This window comes from Methylobacterium sp. J-092 (assembly GCF_022829325.1).
In the GTDB taxonomy this organism is placed as follows: Bacteria; Pseudomonadota; Alphaproteobacteria; order Rhizobiales; family Beijerinckiaceae; genus Methylobacterium.
The window spans coordinates 1-17,495 of sequence record NZ_JAKSXU010000180.1 but is presented as its reverse complement, the minus strand read 5'-3'; the positions used below and the strand labels follow the sequence as shown (position 1 = coordinate 17,495).

Here is a 17,495-nt window from a genome sequence, read left to right as displayed (position 1 = left end):
GCGGCTCAAGCGGCCTGGTAGGACGGGTAGTCGACGTACCCAGCAGCCCCCCCGCCGTAGAATGTCGCCTTGTCCGGAACCGCGAGCGGGAAGCCTTCCCGCAGACGTGCGACCAGGTCCGGATTGGCGATGAACGCCTGCCCAAAGGCGGCGAGGTCGATGGTCCCCTCGCTGATGAGCGCGTTCGCCCGGTCGAGGGTCATGCCCCCGGCGAGGATGATCGCACCGGTCGGGAAAGCCTTGCGGAGCTTGTCCCAGAAGGGGGCTGAGCCGGGATCGCATCCACCGTCATCTCGCCGGTGTCGAAGCCCGACTGGTCCATGACGTGGATGTAGGCGATGCCGCGCCGGTCGAGCTCCGCCGCCAGCGTGAGGTAGGTCACCTCGGTCCCGTCGTAGGCGGGCATGTCGAACAGCCGGCCATAGGGCGAGATCCGGATGCCGACCTTGGAGGCCCCGATACGCGCCGCAATGGCGTCGACCACGTCGAGCGTGAAGGCGATGCGGCCCGCGACCGTCGCTCCAGTGTAGCGGTCGGGGCGGTCGTTCACGTGCGGGTTGAGAAACTGCTCGTGCAGGTAGCCGTTGGCGCCGTGAACCTCGACGCCGTCAAACCCAGCCGCGACGGCGTTCGAGGCGGCCGTCGCGAAGTCCTCCACCACTCGGGGGACCTCGTCCGTCGACAGGGCTCGCGGCGTAGACGTCTCCAAGAAGGTTGGCTTGCCGGCATCGTCGTACGCGTAGGCCTTGGCACCCGCCGCCGTTCTGGCCGAGGCGCTGACAGGCTGGCCCCCGTCGTTCTGCAGGGATGTGTGCGACACGCGCCCCACGTGCCAGAGCTGCGCGAACATGTGGCCGCCGGCACCGTGCACCGAGCCAGTGACGGTCTTCCACCCGGCGACTTGCTCCGGCGAGAAGATGCCGGGATTGAACAGGTAGCCGCGGCCTTCCCGACTGATGGTCGTGCCCTCAGAGACGATCAGCCCGGCGGTGGCCCGCTGCGTGTAGTAGAGCGCGGTCATCGTGTCGGCGGCTTCGTTCGCTGCCCTGGACCGGGTCAGCGGCGCCATCACGATCCGATTGGCGAGCTCCAGCCCCGCGAGGGAATACGGGGTGAACAATGGGGACACGAGGTTCCTTTCGGACTGGGCAGCCGGTTCGTGCCTTCCGGCGGCACGTCGTTCATCAGAGATAAGCGCAGCCGACGTCGTGGGAAGTTGGATCGGATCGGATCTAAGGGGACGCCACGTCCCCAATCGCTGCGTCCGCGGGGAAGAGGGGGGTCGGTAGGCCGCACCGGCTCAGCAAGGGCCCGTGATGCTGCCCCCCCCTCCCTCCGCCATGCCTCCTGGTGATCGTAGGACGGTCAATCATTCCATCCTCGACCCAATCGAGCGCCCCCTCGACGGGCCATCTAGGGTGAAGGCATACGGTCCCTAGCTACGGGCGCGGGAGACTGCGCCGGCCATTCGGGAATGGCGCTCGGCCGACGACACCACCAGGACGGCGAGGCCGACGGCGGCAGCATCCTCGGCGAGACCCAACCGTAGAGCGGAGGACAGGTCTCGACCCAAGCCAGCCGCTCGGACTGCCGGCGGCGTTTCTCTAAAGCAGCCGTTCGACAGCATCGCAGCAACTCCGGGTTGGGTGGGAAACAGCTTGACTATTCATTGGCGGTCGGTTGGCTCGCGCCGTCCTCCCGTTAGTCGATGTCGGAGCAGTTCATGTCACTCAAAGAGCGGCTTCGCGGCCTTAAGTCCCTTGCCGGTCCCTTCCCGCCGTTCGATGCTGGCGCTACCCCGGATGACCCACGCGGTCTTTTCGATACATGGCTCTACGATGCTATCAATCGGGGCATACCCGAAGCCCATGCCATGACGCTCTCGACTGTCGATGAGCAGGGGTACCCTGATGCCCGCGTCTTGATCCTTAAGAACGTGGATGCCGATGGGTGGCACTTCGCCAGCACAAAGCTCAGTCCCAAGGGCCGCCAAATCGCCGCCCAGCCCCGCGCTGCCCTGACATTTTACTGGCAACCGCTGGGTAGGCAGGTCCGCCTGCGAGGTCCGGTTATCGAAATGGATCGAGAGATCTGTGAGGCGGACTTCTTGGCCCGCCCTATCGGTTCGCGTACGGGCGCTTTGCTCGCTCGGCAGAGCGACGTCCTCGTTAGTGACGCAGCATTGGATGCGGGCTTAGCCGAGCAGCGTCGTCGGATCGAGGCCGACCCATCCACCGTATCACCGACCTGGGCGGTCTACGCCGTCAAGCCGAATGAGGTCGAGTTCTGGCAGGCGGACGAGGAACGCAGACATACGCGTTTGCGATACCGGCGAGAGAACCACGGAGGCTGGACGCGCGAGCGACTGTGGCCGTGATAGTCCTAGGGGCAGGGTGAGGCCAAGCGACGGTCCGTTGTGGGGCCTGAGCGCGCGGGAAAGCGACGACCGCCCTGATACCTTTTTCGCCCCGAAGCAACCTGGTGGAAAGCTACCCCGAGCCATTCCGCATCCGACCCGACGCAGTCGCTCAGACCGCTGCCGCCTCCTCAAGAAAAGTCGCGGGCGGCCAACGAGGCTTGAGCACTTTTCCGGGGTGCGGTTCGTGGTCGATTGTGCAAAATCGATCTCGCCAGTTTTACCGGTGGCGCCCATGCCAGTGTTTCTATAGCCCCTCGATCCGCTGGCGTGGGCGTCTGCAACTCAAGGCGGCGATCATCCCTGGTCCCGCCCGCACTGGATTGTTCTTCGCGTGTCAGGCTCACCAACCAGTATCGATGAGCCTGCTCCGGGACCACGGTTGTATCGGGTGTTCAGCCTCAGGGTAGATGGGAGCGTGGGGGAGAGTCTCACGATCCAGGCGAAAAGCGATGATGAAGCTAAGGCCATCGCGGCAACGCTGCCCAACGGCCATGGTATCGATCTCTGGGAGCGTGCCCGTTACTTGGCCAGCTACCCCCCTCAAAGCGCTGCATACCCCGAGCGCTAGGCGCTAATCCAACGCACGCCGCTGCTTTCAAAGCCCGTCGAAGGTCGTGCGATGTCCGCTGCGATGCTTCAGCGATTAGAAGCAGACCGGCCGAAAGCCACCCGTTGCCGAAGCTGGGAACGTCTGTTTCCGGGTTGCACGTTGGGGTAGCGATCTGCGACCAGCATGGGTGGATTGGCGACCGTCCGCTTTTGAGCGAGAGTTCGAAGAAGCAGACGCTGTCGCGCCCATTCGCGATCCTCTTCGCACTCCTTGCGCATGCGCTCTGGGATTGGGCCACCAAGTCGACCGAGGCTGACGTCTGCGATTTACAATCGGAAACGCGGCTCGGCTGTTGCTGCGACTAGCCTCACGCCTCGCTTCACCCATCCACGTTCCGAGACGAGCCGCAGCGCATTTAAGGTGCCCTTAAGCTGAGGGGCGCGGAGACCCTGCGCCGGCCTCTTGGGCTCCGGCTCAGCGGAACTTTGGATTCGATGCCTCAACATACCACGTTATCGTCGCCGAGCCGCCGCGGCCTCCTGTCGGCCGCCGCCCTCGGCGGGATGGGCCTGCTCGCCGGCCGAGCTCGCGCCGACACCTTTGATTTTCATATCCCGGGCGGCCCGAGCACCCGGCCCATGACCACGTTATATCCCGAGAAGGGGCGTATGATCGTCCAGCGCACCCGGCCGCCTTGGCTGGAGACGCCGTTCGAGGTCTTCGACACCGGCGTGTTCACCCCGAACGACCAGCACTTCGTCAGCTGGCATTGGGCCACCTTCCCGACTCGCATCGACACCGACAGCTTCGCCCTGAAGGTCCACGGCCTCGTCGAGCGGTCGCAGGCGCTGTCGCTGCGTGAGTTGATCCACGATCTGCCGCGCTTCGAGATCGCGGCGGTCAGCCAGTGCGCCGGCAATTCGCGTCTCTACGCGCAGCCCCGGGTCGCCGGTGCCCAATGGGCGAACGGCTCCATGAGCAACGCTCTCTATGCCGGTGTGCGCCTCAAGGATGTCCTTGATCGCGCCGGCGTGAAGGCCGGGGCCACCCATGTGCAGTTCGGCGGGCTCGATGAGCCGCAGCTGCCTGACGCACCGAAATTCGTGAAGGCTCTCGACATCGATCACGCCCGCGACGGCGAGGTCATGCTGGCCTTTGCGATGAACGGCCAACAACTGCCGATGCTCAACGGCTTCCCGCTCAAGCTCATCGTCCCCGGCTGGTCGGCCGTCTACTGGATCAAGATGCTCGACGACATCGAAGTGACAGACCACCCCGACCCGAGCGTCTGGACGACCCGGAGCTACCGGGTGCCTGATACGCCCCACTACACGGTCGAGCCCGGGCAGAAGGGCTTCGGCATGATCCCGATCACCCGGAACCTGCCCCGCGCATTCGTGACCAACCTCAAGCCGGGCGACATCGTCCCGGTCGGGGCGCCGCAACCGGTGCGCGGCATCGCCTTCGGGGGCGACCGCGGGGTCGCCGCGGTGGACCTGTCGCTCGATGGCGGCCGGACCTGGCAGCCCACGACCCTTGGCAAGGATGAGGGCACGTACAGCTTCCGGCAATGGCAGGCCACGATCAGCCTCCCCGCTCGCGGGGCGCACACCGTGATAGCCCGCTGCATCAACACCGACCGGGTGATGCAGCCGATGCGGCGCGTCTGGAACCCGGGGGGGTACATGTCCAACCAGGTCGAGACCCTCGACCTCGTGGCGGCCTGAGGGGTGAGCGCGACCATGTCCCGATCCCTCCGCACCACCCTGCTGGCCGGCCTCATTGCCGGCTTTCTTGCCGGCCCGGTGCCGGCCTTCGCCGCCGCGCCGCTGGAGCTTCGCCCGACGCCCGAAATCGACTTGCCCTTCGGCGACGATGTTGGTTTCCCCGCCGGGCCGGGCTCCGACGTCATCGCGTCGAACTGCACGGCTTGTCACTCCGCCGACCACACCCTGAACCAGCCCGCCCTCTCGCGGGAGGAGTGGCATGCGGTCGTCGACAAGATGATCACCGCCTACAAGGCTCTGATCACGCCGGAGGATGCGCGGGTGATCGTCGACTACCTCGCCCAAGTCAAAGGCGAGCCGTAGCGGGCGGAGCACGCCTGGCGAGCCCGGGGCCGAAGATCGCGCTCGCCTTGAGGCCGGGGCCGCCGTCCCGTCCGTCGAGGTGCAGGCGGGCGCCGGATTGCATCAGCGCCATGGTGACAATCGAGAGGCCGAGGCCGCTGCCGAGCTTCGCCCGCCGGCTGCCGCGCACGAAGCGTTGGATCACCAGGGCGCGCTCCGACTCGGCAATGCCGGGTCCCTCGTCGGTGATCGACAGGGTGGCGCTTCCATCCGCGCCGAGCGCGGCATCCCAGGTGATCGCCCCCTCCGGGGGGGTCATCGACAGGGCGTTCTCCATCAGGTTGCGCATGGCGAGGTCGAACAGGTCCTCGTCCATCTGGATCTCAAGCTTGATGAGGGCGGGTGCGAAGGCGACGCGCTCCGACGTCGGCACGCCGCCCATCCCTGCAAGCAGATCGCGCAGGCGCTCCTCCACGGGGATCCAGGCGATGGTGGCTGGGCGCCCGCCGCTGTCGAGGCGCGAAACCGTCAGGAGTTGCTCGACGAGGCGTGCCGATTGATCGACCGCGCGCAGGGTCTGGGCGAGGGCGGCATCCCGCATGGCGGCGCCGGGCGCCTTCATGGCCACTTGAACCTGCGTCTTCAGGCCGGCCAGCGGCGTCCGCAACTCGTGCGCCGCATAGGCCAGGAAGGTGCGCTCGTGTTCGCGCGCAGCCGCGACCTTACCGAACAGCCGGTTCAGCGCATCGACCAGCGGCCGGATCTCCGACGGCATTCGGCCGGTCTCGACCCGCTCCAGGTTGTCGGCATCCCGGGCGGCGAGGTCGCGGGTCGCGCGGTTCAACGGCCGCAGGCCCCGGCCGACGCTGAGCCAGATGAGCGGCGCCAGGATCGGCAGGACGCAACCGGCGGTGAGCAGCAGGCTTTCGACCAGGCCGTGCTCCAGTTGCCGCCGCTGCCCGAGATTGTCGCCCACGAGGATGCGGAAGCCCTTGGCGGGGTCGGACAGGGCGTAGACACGCCAAGCTTGACCCTCGACCACGCGGTTCGAGAACCCTTCGTGCTGGTCCGACAAGACCGGATCCGGCGACCCGTCCGAGGCGCCGATCAGGCGCCCGTCCAGGGACCAGATCTGGCAGCTGAGATGACGGTCGTAACGCACTACCCGCGCAAGGGCGTCGCCGTTTCCGGCCACCTGCCGTGCGGCCCCCGCCCGCGCCGGCGTGAACAAGCTGTCGACCATGCGGGCCGCCTCCATGAGGCGGCGGTCGAGGATGCTCTCGAACTGGGCGCGGCTGTCGACATAGGTCCAGGCGATGGCGGCGAGCCAGACCAGCCCGGTTGCCGTGACCAAGGTAACGAACAGGCGCATGCGCAGGGAGTTCACGCACGCTCCTCCCGGATGCGGTAGCCGAGGCCGCGCACGGTCTCGACCGCGTCCCGTCCGATCTTGGCGCGCAGATTGTGGACATGAACTTCAAGCGCGTTGCTGCCGATCTCCTCGTTCCAGCCGTAGAGGCGGGCTTCCAGCTGGCTTCGGGACAACACACGGCCGGGCCGCTCGATCAGCGCCTCCAGCAAGGCGAACTCCCGGCGCGAAAGGTTAAGCGCGACGCCCGCCCGCGCGACCAACCGGCTGCTCAAGTCGATCGTGAGGTCGCGCCACGCGAAGGTTGCAGAGGCGCGTCCTGCCGCCCGCCGGATCATGACACGAAGCCGGGCTGCGAGCTCGCCCAGGTCGAACGGCTTGCCCATGTAGTCGTCCGCGCCGCGGTCGAGCCCGGCGATCCGGTCGGCGACGGCGTCGATCGCGGTGAGGACCATGACCGGTGTGGCGTCGTCCCGCGCGCGGATGTGGCTTAGCACGTCCAGTCCGGAGCCGTCGGGCAGCATCAAATCCAAGATCGCCGCGCTGTAATGCGTTGCATCGAAGATCGACATCGCGTCCCCGCATGTGGCAACGCAGTCCGCGGTCATGCCATGCAACGACAACCCTGAGACCAGGCCGTCCGAAAGCACGGGGTCGTCTTCGAGCACGAGGATGCGCACCGAACGTTCGCTTCAGGGTTGCGCATGTGCCGCGATCGCGCCGAGGTACCACGCTAGCGGCGGCTTGGGGCAACTTTGTGGGTTCAGTCCGCGGAATCCGGCTGTAGGCTGCGGTCATGCCTCCGCGGCGCGCTCAAGAACACGCTACGCCTTCGGCTCTCCCGCGATGAAAGAGCTGCTTCCGAATAGGTACATCTTGGACCGACGTTTCGTCGGACGGGCAACGAGGCGGCTGTCCGCTTCCGCGGTGTCGCCATGACCGGCTTCTACGACCGGGATGGGTCGGAACCCGTCTGTCCGCTCTACGACCGCGTCGGGTGGAAAGCGGTCGGACAGCTGTCGGCGAATTCCCAGGAAACCGGACGAACGGCGGCCCCGGCACGTTATGACGTCTGCCGTATGGTGCCGGCGCCGCAGCTTATTGGACGACAGGCCTTCATTGGATTGAGCACTCAGCCTCCGCTGCTTGATTTCAAGCCGCTTGCGCGAGGGCGGCCTGGAACTCCGCCTCCGGCAGCAGCGCCCCGCCGGTGGTCCAGACGACGTGCGTCGCGTGGGCGACGTCCGGCAGGACGCCGCAGGCTGGCCCCACCGCCGCGAAGGCCGCCGCCGCCGACGGCTCGAGGCGCAAGCCCGCCCGGTCCCAGAGATCGCGCAGCCAGGCGAACAGGTCGGCGTCGCTCACCGTCACCACGGCCTCGACGAGGGCGCCGACGGTGCCGGCCACCAGCATCGAGGCGGCGGCCACGGCCAGGCCGTCCGCCGCGGTCCGGTTGTCGAGGCCGATCTCGTAGACGCTCACCGACCGCGCCGAGCCTGCGGCGAGTTGCACGAGCATGCAGGGCGCGGCGACGGGCTCGACGAAGACGCAGCGCACGGCGTCGCCGTAGAGCAGCTTCAGGCCGAGGGTGACGCCGCCCGGGGCGCCGCCGACGCCGCAGGGGAGGTAGACGCACAGGGGATGGGCCGCGTCCACGCTCACGCCCGCCGCCTCGAGCTGGCGTTGCAGGTCGAAGGCCGCCGCCGCGTAGCCGAGGAACAGGTCCTTCGAACTCTCGTCATCGACGAAGTGCGCGTCGGCGCGGCCCTCGAAGGCGACCCGCGCGGCGGCGACGGCGCGGCCGTAATCGCCCGCATGCTCCACCACCCGGGCGCCGAGGTCGCGCAGGCGGCGCTTCTTCCACGCCTTGGCGTCGTGGGACATGTGCACCTCGACCTGGAAGCCGAAGGCGCGGGCGATCACCCCGACGCTGAACCCGAGGTTGCCGGTGCTTCCCACCGCGATCGTGTGGGCGCCGAAGGCCGCCCGGACATCCGGGTCGGCGAGGCGGGCATAGGAGGGCGCGCCCGACAGCCAGCCCGCCGCGAGGCCGAGCCGCTCGGCCTCGACCAGCACCTCGTAGACGCCGCCCCGCGCCTTGATGCAGCCGGTGATCGGGAGGTCGTGGTCGGCCTTCACCCAAGCCGAGGCCCCCGGGCGTCCCGACACCAGGGCGGCCAAGTCGGCGGAGAGCGGCAGGAGAGCCGAATCGATCCGACCGGTCGCGAGCTCGGGAAACAGCCGGGCGAGGAGCGGATCGAAGCGGCGCCAGCGCGCCTCGGCCGCCGCGACGTCCGCGAGGCCGAAGGCCAGGCCCGGCAGGATCTCGGCGGCTCGGCCCAGGCGCGGGTTGCGCCAGACCGTGGGTTTGGCATCCCGCACGGCATCGGGGAGATCGAGCGGGGGCGTGCAGGCGGCGCTCATACGGGCGGTATCCTGTGACGGAAATCGGCTCGGATCGCCCGGGCCGGCGTGCTGAGCCGGCCGGGGACGAATCGGCGGCCGGGCGGCTGGCCTCGTCCACCGGGCCCGGACGGCATCGCACATGCGGCCGCCCATCATAAAGCCGTCGGCGAAGCTCACGGCTCGTTCGCCCTCGCCGAGCGCTTATGAACGATCCTTCCATTCCAATGGGTGATGGCGCAACGATCTTTCGGCTAAGACCGCCGGCTGTCTCATCGCAATAGGAAACAACGGCGCATTTCGAGAGCACCTTCCGCACCGACTTTGCTAGCTTTCTCGGGCTGACCAACAAAGGACGTCGCCCATGCTGTCGAAGTTCGAGCGTTATCCCCTGACCTTCGGCCCGAGCCCGATCGAGCACCTGCCGCGGCTAACGGCCCATCTCGGCGGCGACGTGCTGATCTACGCCAAGCGCGAGGATTGCAATTCGGGCCTCGCCTACGGCGGCAACAAGCTGCGCAAGCTCGAGTACATCGTGCCCGACGCCATCGCGAGCGGGGCCGACACCCTGGTCTCGATCGGCGGTGTGCAGTCGAACCACACCCGCATGGTCGCGGCGGTCGCCGCCAAGATCGGCATGAAGTGCCGGCTGATCCAAGAGGCCTGGGTCCCGCACGAGGATGCCGTCTACGACCGGGTCGGCAACATCATGCTGTCCCGCATCATGGGCGCCGAGACGCAGCTCGTCGACGACGGCTTCGACATCGGCATCCGCGAGAGCTGGACCAGGGCCCTAGAGGACGTGAAGGCCAAGGGCGGCAAGCCCTACGCGATCCCCGCCGGCGCCTCGGTGCACAAGTTCGGCGGCCTCGGCTACGTCGGCTTCGCCGAGGAGGTCCGCGCCCAGGAGGCCGAGATGGGCCTGCGTTTCGACTACATCGTGGTCTGCACCGTCACCGGCTCGACCCATGCCGGCATGGTGGTGGGCTTTGCCGCCGACGGGCGCGCCCGCAACGTCATCGGCATCGACGCGTCCTGCACGCCCGCCCAGACCAAGGCTCAGGTGCTGGAGATCGCAAAAAATACCGCCGCCCTCGTCGGCGCGCCGGCGATCGCCGAGGACGACATCGTGCTCAACGAGGACTACGCCTACCCGGTCTACGGCGTGCCCTCGAAGGAGACGGTGGACGCGATCCGCCTCTCGGCCCGGCTGGAGGGCATGATCACCGACCCCGTCTACGAGGGGAAGTCGATGCAGGGGATGATCGACCTCGTGCGGAAGGGCTTCTTCCCCAAGGGCGCGAAGGTGCTCTACGCCCATCTGGGCGGCGCCCCCGCGCTCAACGGCTACAGCTACACCTTCCGAAACGGCTGAGCCGTCTTGCGCCCGACCGGCCGACCGATGTCAGACGCCGCCGGGCTCCGTCGGCGGCAGCGCGGCGACGAGCCGGCGCAGGAAGGCCTGAACGGCGTGCGGCAGCTTGCGGTCGCGCATCACCTGGACCTGGATGCCCCGCATCAGGCTCATCCGCGCATGCACCGGGATGCAGACGAGCTCGCCGAGGCGCACCGGCGTCTGCACCGTGAGGGCCGACATCAGCGCGAGCCCCTTCGTCCGCCGGACGAAGGGCAGCAGGGCGGAGAGGATGTTGGCCGTGAGCGTCGGCTCGATGGTGATGCCCTCCGCGAGGCAGGCCGCGTCGAAGACCCGGCGAGCGGTGGTGTCGAGGGTCGGCACCGCGATCGGGTAGGCCTTCAGGTCCGCGAGCCGGATCGCGGGTCGGCGCGCCAGGGGATGATCGGGGGCACTGAGCGCCACCATCTCGACGGCGTTGTCGTAGGCGACCGCGACCAGGCTCGAGGGGGCAAGCGCGAAGGTGATGCCGATGTCGGCGTCGCCCGCCGCCACGACGTGCGTGACCTGGGCGGGGGGCAGCATCTGCACCTCGAAGCGGATGCCCGGATGGGCGGCGTGGAACTCCGCGATCGCGTTGGGCAGCAGGTCGAGGGCGAAGCCCTCCGAGGTGGCGACGCGGATGAAGCCGCGCGCGAGGCCCTGCAATTCCTGAATATCGGCCGCGACCTGCTCGGCGCGCAGGAGGGTCTGGCGCGCGTGTTCCGCCAGCAGCTCCCCGGCCGGGCTCAGCACCATGCCGCGCGGGCGCCGCTCGAAGAGGACGCAGCCGAGTTCGCTCTCGAGGTTGGAGATCTGCCGGCTGATCGCCGACGCCGCGATGTTCAAGTGCGTCGACGCCGCGGCGATCGACCCGGTTCTGGCGACGGCCAAGACGTAGCGGAGGCCCGAAACGTTCATGGAAACCTGTCGATTGCCGAAACGGCACGGCAGCAATCGCGAAATTCTACTTGTTGCGATGCCAATTGCACAACACCATGGCACGACGAAAAAAGCGGCATACCGATGCGGCCGGCACGAGGCCGATCGCGCGGACGGGCGAAAAGGACCGACATCATGGCGAGCGGGATCATGGCGAGACACGGCTCCACGGCACGCGCCGCGCTCACCCTGCTGATGCTGGCCGCCAGCGTCCCGGCCGTCGCCGGCAAGGCGAACGACACCCTGGTCTACGCCTCCGACACCGAGCCGGAAAACGTCAGCCCCTACCACAACAGCGCCCGCGAGGGCGTCATCCTGGCCCGCAACGTCTGGGACACCCTGATCTACCGCGACCCGAAGACCGGCACCTACCAGCCGATGCTGGCCACCTCTTGGCGGTGGGTCGATCCCGTCACCCTGGAACTGACCCTGCGTGAGGGCGTGACCTTCCACAACGCCGACGCCTTCGGCCCGGAAGACGTGGCCTTCACCTTCAACTACGTGCTGACGCCGGAAGCCCGCACGGTGACGAAGCAGAACGTCGACTGGATGAAGTCGACGGAGGTCGTCGACGCCCACACGGTCCGCATCCATTTGAAGGCGGCCTTCCCGGCGGCGCTCGAATACCTCGCCGGGCCGACCCCGATCTTCCCGGCGGCCTATTTTAGGCGCGTCGGCCTCGACGGCTTCGCCAAGGCGCCGGTCGGCACCGGCCCCTACCGCATCACCGCGGTCGAGAACGGGCGCGGCGTCAAGATGGAGCGCTTCGCCAAGTACTGGCCCGGCAGCCCGATCGGCGCGGCCAAGATCGGCAAGCTCGAGTTCCGCGTCATCCCCGACGCCGACAGCCGCATGGCCGAGCTCGTCACTGGCGGCATCGACTGGATCTGGCGCGTGCCGAGCGATCAGGCCGACCAGCTGAAGGGCGCCCCCAACGTCTCGGTCCTCAGCGCCGAAACCATGCGGGTCGGCTTTCTGCAGTTCGACACCCTCGGCCGGGCCAAGGAGAACTCGCCCCTGAAGGATCCCCGCGTCCGGCAGGCGATCTCGTACGCCGTCGACCGCAAGGCCATGGTGGACAACCTCGTGCGCGGCGGGAGCCGGGTGATGAACGCGGCCTGCTTCATCGACCAGTTCGGCTGCACCGACGAGGGCGTGCCGCGTTACAGCTACGATCCGGCCAAGGCCAAGGCGCTCCTCAAGGAGGCGGGCTACCCGAACGGCTTCGAGATCGATCTCGGCGCCTACCGCGAGCGCGACTACGCCGAGGCCGTGATCGGCTACCTGCGCGCCGTCGGCATCACCGCCCGGCTGAACTACCTGCGCTACGCGGCGCTCCGCGACCTCATCCGCGGCGGCAAGGTCTCGATCGCCTTCCAGACCTGGGGTTCGTTCTCGGTCCTCGACGTATCGGCCTTCACGGGCGTCTACTTCCGCGGCGGCGACGAGGATCTGACCAAGGACCCCGAGACCATCGCGGCTCTCCAAGCCGGGGACGGAGCGACCGACCCTGCGGTGCGGAAGGTCAAGTACGCCGAAGCGCTCAAGCGCATCGCCGGCCAGGCCTACGCCCTGCCGCTGTTCTCGTACTCGACGAACTACGCCTTCACGTCGGACCTGACCTTCACGGCGCAGCCCGACGAGCTGCCGCGCTTCTACGCGGCGCAATGGAAGTGACGGCCGGCGCCTGAAGCCGACCGACCGCCGACCGACCGAGGGAGCCGGACCATGCTGCGATTCATGATCCAACGAAGTCTGGTGGCCCTGGCGGTCGCCGTGACGGTGTCGGTGGCGAGCTTCATGCTGCTGCACCTGTCCGGGGACCTGGCCACCGCGATCGCGGGGCCGGAGGCGACCTCCGTCCAGGTTGAGGCGATCCGGGTCCAGTACGGGCTCGACCAGCCCCTCCTGGCTCAGTTCGCCGCCTGGGCGGGCCGGGCGATCCGGCTCGATTTCGGCAACTCGTTCTACTTCCGCGAGAGCGTGATCGACCTGCTCGCCGCCCGCCTGCCGATCACCCTGTTCCTCGGAGTGGTGGCCCTGGCCGTGGCGCTTTTCGTGGCCATCCCCCTCGGGGTGCTCGCCGCGGTCCGGCGCGACACCTGGATCGACCGGGCCGCCCTCTCGGTCTCGGTGCTGGGCCAGGCTATGCCGAGCTTCTGGTTCGGCCTGACCCTGATCATGATCTTTTCGGTGAACCTGCGCTGGCTGCCGGTCTCCGGCAACACGACCTGGAAGCACTTCGTGCTGCCGGCGATCGCGCTCGGCTACTACGCCATGCCGGCGGTGATGCGGCTGACCCGCAACGGCATGCTCGAAGTGCTGGCCTCGGACTATGTCAGGACCGCCCGCGCCAAAGGTCTGCCGCCGCGAAAGATCCTGATCCGGCATGCGCTGCGCAACGCCGTGATCCCGGTGATCGCGCTCGCCGCCGTCCAGTTCGGCTTCATGCTCGGCGGCTCGATCGTGATCGAGGCGGTGTTCTCGCTCCAGGGGCTCGGCCAGCTCGCCTGGGAATCCATCGCCCGCAACGACTTCCCGGTGGTGCAGGCGATCGTGCTGGTTTTGGCGATGATCTACATCGCTCTGACGCTGGCCGCCGACCTCCTGAACGCCTTCCTCGATCCCCGGCTGCGCCAATGACCCTCCAGCCATCCGCTTCCCCGCTCAGCGCCGGCTTGCCCGAGACGCCGGCGGCCCTCCCGGCCGATAGGCCGGCGGCGCTGCCCGCCGCCCGCTCGCCCACCGCCCTGGCGCTTCGGCGCGGTCTCCGCCACGGCGGCTTTGTGATCGGTGCCGGCATCCTCGGGACCATCCTGCTCTGCGCGCTCGCCGCCCCGCTGATCGCGCCCCACGATCCCTACGCCCAGGACGTCTCGCGGCGCCTGATCCCGCCGATCTGGCAGGCGAAGGGCACGTGGGACCACGTGCTCGGCACCGACAAGCTCGGGCGCGACTACCTCAGCCGCCTGATCTACGGCAGCCAGATCTCCCTGCTGATCGGGATCGCGGCGGCCGCCATCTCGGGCGTGATCGGCACGACGCTCGGCATCTGCGCCGGCTATTTCGGCGGCCGGGTCGACGCGGTGGTGAGCTACGTCGTGACCACGCGGCTGGCCATGCCGGTGGTGCTGGTCGCGCTCGCCATGGCCTCCCTCGTCGGCGGCTCGCTGAAGGTGGTGGTGCTGGTGCTCGGCTTCCTGCTCTGGGACCGTTTCGCCGTGGTCACCCGCGCGGCGACCCGGCAGATCCGCGACCAGGATTTCATCGCCGCGGCCCGCGCAACGGGCTTCTCCCCGGCCCGCATCCTGTTCCAGGAGGTGCTGCCGAACATCCTCAACGCGCTCATCGTGGTGGCGACCCTGGAGATGGCGCACGCCATCCTGCTCGAGGCCGCCCTGTCCTTCCTCGGCCTCGGCGTGCAGCCGCCGCTGCCGTCCTGGGGCCTGATGATCGCCGAGGGCAAGCCGTACATGTTCTTCCAGCCCTGGGTGATCACCATCCCGGGCGTCGCGCTCCTGATCCTCGTCCTGGCGATCAACCTGCTCGGCGACGGCATCCGCGACGTCACCGCCCCCGAGGGGCGGCGCTGAGCCCCCCTTGCCCCGCAAAAAACCCCACCGCACCGAGATCGAGTGAGCCCATGTCCCGACACGACGCGATCGCGCGCGCCGCGCGCCACTACGACGAGGGCGGCTTCCTCAGCGTGCTGCAGGACGCCGTCGCCCGCCCGACCGAGAGCCAGACCTCGGGGCAGCTGCCGAAGCTGAAGGCTTACCTCACCGACTTCCTGGTGCCGCGGATCGCGCCGCTCGGCTTCACCAGCCGCATCCTCGACAACCCGGACGGCGTCCACGGCCCGTTCCTCATCGCCGAGCGCCACGAGGGCGACGCGCTGCCCACGGTGCTGATCTACGGCCACGGCGACACCGTGCGGGGCTATCCCGAGCAGTGGCGCGACGGCCTCGACCCCTGGACCGTGACCATCGAGGGCGAGCGCTGGTACGGCCGCGGCACCGCCGACAACAAGGGCCAGCACATCCTCAACCTCGGCGCGCTGGCGGCGGTGATGGCGGCGCGCGACGGGCGCCTCGGCTTCAACACCAAGCTGCTGATCGAGATGGGCGAGGAAGCCGGCTCGCCGGGCCTGCGCGACCTCTGCCGCGCCGAGGCCGCGGCGCTCAAGGCCGACGTGCTTATCGCCTCGGACGGGCCCCGCGTCAGCGCCGAGCGGCCGACGGTCTTCCTGGGCTCGCGCGGCGGTTACACCTTCGAGATGGTGCTGGACCTGCGTGAGGGCAGCCACCATTCCGGTAACTGGGGCGGCCTGCTGCGCAACCCCGGCACGGTGCTGGCCAACGCCATCGCGACCCTCGTCGACGGACGCGGCAAAATCCTTCTCGACGCCCTTCGGCCACCGGGGCTCCCCGTCAACGTGCGGGCGGCGCTGGCCGACATCACTGTGGGCACCGATCCGACCGCGCCGAAGATCGACGCGGATTGGGGTGAGCCGGGACTGACCGCGGCCGAGCGCGTGTTCGGCTGGAACACCCTCGAGGTGCTGGCCTTCAAGACCGGCGACCCGGACGGACCGCTCAACGCCGTGCCGCCCACCGCCAAGGCGACGCTGCAGCTGCGCTTCGTCGTCGGCACCGACTGGGAAGGCATCCTGCCGGCTCTGCGCGCCCATCTCGACGCCCACGGCTACCCGATGGTCGAGGTCCGTGCCGCGCGCACGGAGGTGTTCCGCGCCACCCGGCTCCCCGTCGAGGACCCGTGGGTCGACTGGGCGCTGGCCTCGATCGCCGAGAGCACGGGCAAGCGGCCGGCCCTGCTGCCGAACCTCGGCGGCTCGCTGCCCAACGACGCCTTTTCCGAGATCCTCGGCCTACCGACCCTGTGGGTGCCGCATTCCTACCCGGCCTGCCTCCAGCACGGCCCCGACGAGCACCTGCTCGGGCCGCCCTCGCGCGAGGCCCTGATGCTGATGGCGGGCCTGTACTGGGACCTCGCCGAGACCGGGCCGGCGGTGCTCGCCCGGCGCAAAGCCCTCAAGGGAGCCTGAGCATGAGCGAGCCCGTCGTCCGCATCCGGAATCTCACCCTGGCGCTGCCGAAGGGCTCGGACCGTCCCCACGCGGTCGAGGACCTCTCCCTCGACCTGATGCCGGGCAAGATCCTCTGCGTCGTCGGCGAGTCGGGCTCGGGCAAGTCGATGAGCGCCTACGCGCTCACCGGCCTCCTGCCCCGCGCGCTGAAGCCGGTCGGCGGGGAGATCCTGTTCGAGGGGCGAGACCTGCTCACCCTGGACGAGCGCGGCTGGCGCAGCCTTCGCGGTCGCCGCATCGCCATGGTGTTTCAGGAACCGATGACGGCCCTCAACCCGGTCATGCGCATCGGCGACCAGATCGCCGAGATGTTCGAGGCGCACGCCCTCCTGACGCCGGCCGAGCGCAGGGCCCGGGCCGTCGCGCTCGCCACCGAGGTCGGCCTGCCCGATCCGGGGCAGATCGTGCGCGCCTACCCGCACCAGCTCTCCGGCGGCCAGCGCCAGCGCGCGATGATCGCCATGGCGCTCGCCCTCGAGCCCTCGATCCTCGTCGCCGACGAGCCGACCACGGCGCTCGACGTCACCACCCAGGCCCAGATCCTCCAGCTGATCCGCGACCTGCAGCGGCGGCGCGGCATGAGCGTCCTGTTCATCACCCACGATTTCGGCGTGGTGGCGGACATCGCCGACCATGTCGCCGTGCTCCAGCGCGGGCGACTGGTGGAGCAGGGCAGCGCCGAGACCGTCCTTCAGCATCCGCAGCACCCCTACACCCAGGCCCTGCTCGCGGCGGTGCCGAGCCTGGTGCCGCCGGCGCGCGCCTCCCGCGAGGCCGAGCCCCTCGCCCTCTCGGCCATCGGGCTGACCAAGACCTACGCCACGCGCGCCGGCCTGTTCGGCAAGCCGCGCGTGGTCGCGGCGGTCAAGGAGGTGGCCTTCGACGTCCGCCGCGGGGAGACCCTCGGCCTCGTCGGCGAATCCGGCTCCGGAAAGTCCACCACCGCGCGCCTCGCGATCCGGCTGATCGAGCCGGACCGGGGCACGGTGCGCCTCGGCAGCCTCGACTACACGGCGTTGGCGCCGCGCGCGCTGCGTGACGAGCGCCGGCGCATCCAGATGATCTTCCAGGACCCGTTCGCATCCCTGAACCCACGCCGCACCGTCGAGCAGATCATCACGGCAGGCCCGATCGCGCACGGCACGCCCCGGCGGGAGGCCCGCGCCCGGGCTCGCGAGCTCCTCGACCTCGTCGGCCTCTCGGCGAGCGCGGCCGAGCGTTACCCCAACGCCTTCTCCGGCGG

At 68.9% G+C, this 17,495-nt stretch carries 15 protein-coding genes; 9 read left to right on the top strand and 6 right to left on the bottom strand.

Annotated features, from left to right (window positions below; translation table 11 throughout):
- Positions 1 to 5: 5 nt before the first annotated feature.
- Both MKK60_RS28520 and MKK60_RS21195 read right to left on the bottom strand, forming a co-directional pair.
- Entirely contained in the window at positions 6 to 203 is a 198-nt protein-coding gene (locus MKK60_RS28520; protein WP_279604200.1) for a hypothetical protein, read from the bottom strand.
- Positions 200 to 1,069 carry an alkene reductase gene (locus MKK60_RS21195; RefSeq protein ID WP_279604199.1) on the bottom strand — a complete coding sequence of 290 codons (870 nt, stop codon included), beginning with the start codon at positions 1,067 to 1,069 and terminating at the stop codon, positions 200 to 202. Before MKK60_RS21195 ends, MKK60_RS28520 begins: the two co-directional genes overlap by 4 nt.
- 654 nt (positions 1,070 to 1,723) lie before the next feature.
- Here MKK60_RS21195 and MKK60_RS21190 point away from each other — a divergent pair.
- From MKK60_RS21190 to MKK60_RS21180, 3 genes are all read left to right on the top strand, one after another.
- Positions 1,724 to 2,377 carry a pyridoxal 5'-phosphate synthase gene (locus MKK60_RS21190; protein WP_243988471.1) on the top strand — a complete coding sequence of 218 codons (654 nt, stop codon included), beginning with the start codon at positions 1,724 to 1,726 and terminating at the stop codon, positions 2,375 to 2,377.
- Positions 2,378 to 3,463: 1,086 nt separating this feature from the next.
- Positions 3,464 to 4,696: a molybdopterin-dependent oxidoreductase gene (locus tag MKK60_RS21185; RefSeq protein ID WP_243988470.1), complete on the top strand. Its 1,233-nt coding sequence runs from the start codon at positions 3,464 to 3,466 to the stop codon at positions 4,694 to 4,696.
- A gap of 15 nt (positions 4,697 to 4,711) precedes the next feature.
- The gene (locus MKK60_RS21180) at positions 4,712 to 5,059 is read left to right on the top strand and encodes a cytochrome c (RefSeq protein ID WP_243988469.1); all 348 of its coding nucleotides are present in this window, start codon (positions 4,712 to 4,714) and stop codon (positions 5,057 to 5,059) included.
- Here MKK60_RS21180 and MKK60_RS21175 read toward each other — a convergent pair.
- The 3 genes from MKK60_RS21175 to MKK60_RS21165 all read right to left on the bottom strand — a co-directional run bounded on the left by MKK60_RS21175 (position 5,043) and on the right by MKK60_RS21165 (position 8,831).
- Entirely contained in the window at positions 5,043 to 6,425 is a 1,383-nt protein-coding gene (locus tag MKK60_RS21175; protein ID WP_243988468.1) for an ATP-binding protein, read from the bottom strand. The two genes, MKK60_RS21180 and MKK60_RS21175, sit on opposite strands and share 17 nt — an antisense overlap.
- Positions 6,422 to 7,087 (bottom strand): winged helix-turn-helix domain-containing protein, encoded by a 666-nt coding sequence (locus tag MKK60_RS21170; protein WP_243937460.1) that lies wholly within the window; start codon positions 7,085 to 7,087, stop codon positions 6,422 to 6,424. The genes MKK60_RS21175 and MKK60_RS21170 overlap by 4 nt, the downstream gene beginning before the upstream one ends.
- Before the next feature lie 472 nt (positions 7,088 to 7,559).
- Positions 7,560 to 8,831 carry a D-serine ammonia-lyase gene (locus MKK60_RS21165; protein WP_243988467.1) on the bottom strand — a complete coding sequence of 424 codons (1,272 nt, stop codon included), beginning with the start codon at positions 8,829 to 8,831 and terminating at the stop codon, positions 7,560 to 7,562.
- Between the two features lie 343 nt (positions 8,832 to 9,174).
- On the opposite strand from MKK60_RS21165, the gene MKK60_RS21160 reads away from it, so the two are divergent.
- Positions 9,175 to 10,185 (top strand): 1-aminocyclopropane-1-carboxylate deaminase, encoded by a 1,011-nt coding sequence (locus MKK60_RS21160; RefSeq protein WP_243949676.1) that lies wholly within the window; start codon positions 9,175 to 9,177, stop codon positions 10,183 to 10,185.
- 30 nt (positions 10,186 to 10,215) lie between these two features.
- Here MKK60_RS21160 and MKK60_RS21155 read toward each other — a convergent pair whose 3' ends face one another.
- Positions 10,216 to 11,124 (bottom strand): LysR family transcriptional regulator, encoded by a 909-nt coding sequence (locus MKK60_RS21155; protein WP_243949675.1) that lies wholly within the window; start codon positions 11,122 to 11,124, stop codon positions 10,216 to 10,218.
- A 171-nt stretch (positions 11,125 to 11,295) separates the two neighbouring features.
- Between MKK60_RS21155 and MKK60_RS21150 the strand changes: the two genes are divergently transcribed.
- The 5 genes from MKK60_RS21150 to MKK60_RS21130 form a co-directional block, all read left to right on the top strand.
- The gene (locus MKK60_RS21150) at positions 11,296 to 12,822 is read left to right on the top strand and encodes an ABC transporter substrate-binding protein (RefSeq protein WP_409567437.1); all 1,527 of its coding nucleotides are present in this window, start codon (positions 11,296 to 11,298) and stop codon (positions 12,820 to 12,822) included.
- A 51-nt stretch (positions 12,823 to 12,873) separates the two neighbouring features.
- A complete protein-coding gene (locus MKK60_RS21145) occupies positions 12,874 to 13,788 on the top strand; it encodes an ABC transporter permease (protein ID WP_243949671.1) in 915 nt (304 codons plus the stop codon).
- Entirely contained in the window at positions 13,785 to 14,738 is a 954-nt protein-coding gene (locus MKK60_RS21140; RefSeq protein ID WP_243988465.1) for an ABC transporter permease, read from the top strand. Before MKK60_RS21145 ends, MKK60_RS21140 begins: the two co-directional genes overlap by 4 nt.
- 50 nt (positions 14,739 to 14,788) lie before the next feature.
- A complete protein-coding gene (locus MKK60_RS21135; protein WP_243988464.1) occupies positions 14,789 to 16,210 on the top strand; it encodes a M20 family metallopeptidase in 1,422 nt (473 codons plus the stop codon).
- Between the two features lie 2 nt (positions 16,211 to 16,212).
- Positions 16,213 to 17,495, top strand: a 1,283-nt coding sequence (locus tag MKK60_RS21130) for an ATP-binding cassette domain-containing protein (protein ID WP_243988463.1), incomplete at its 3' end; no start/stop codon positions are given.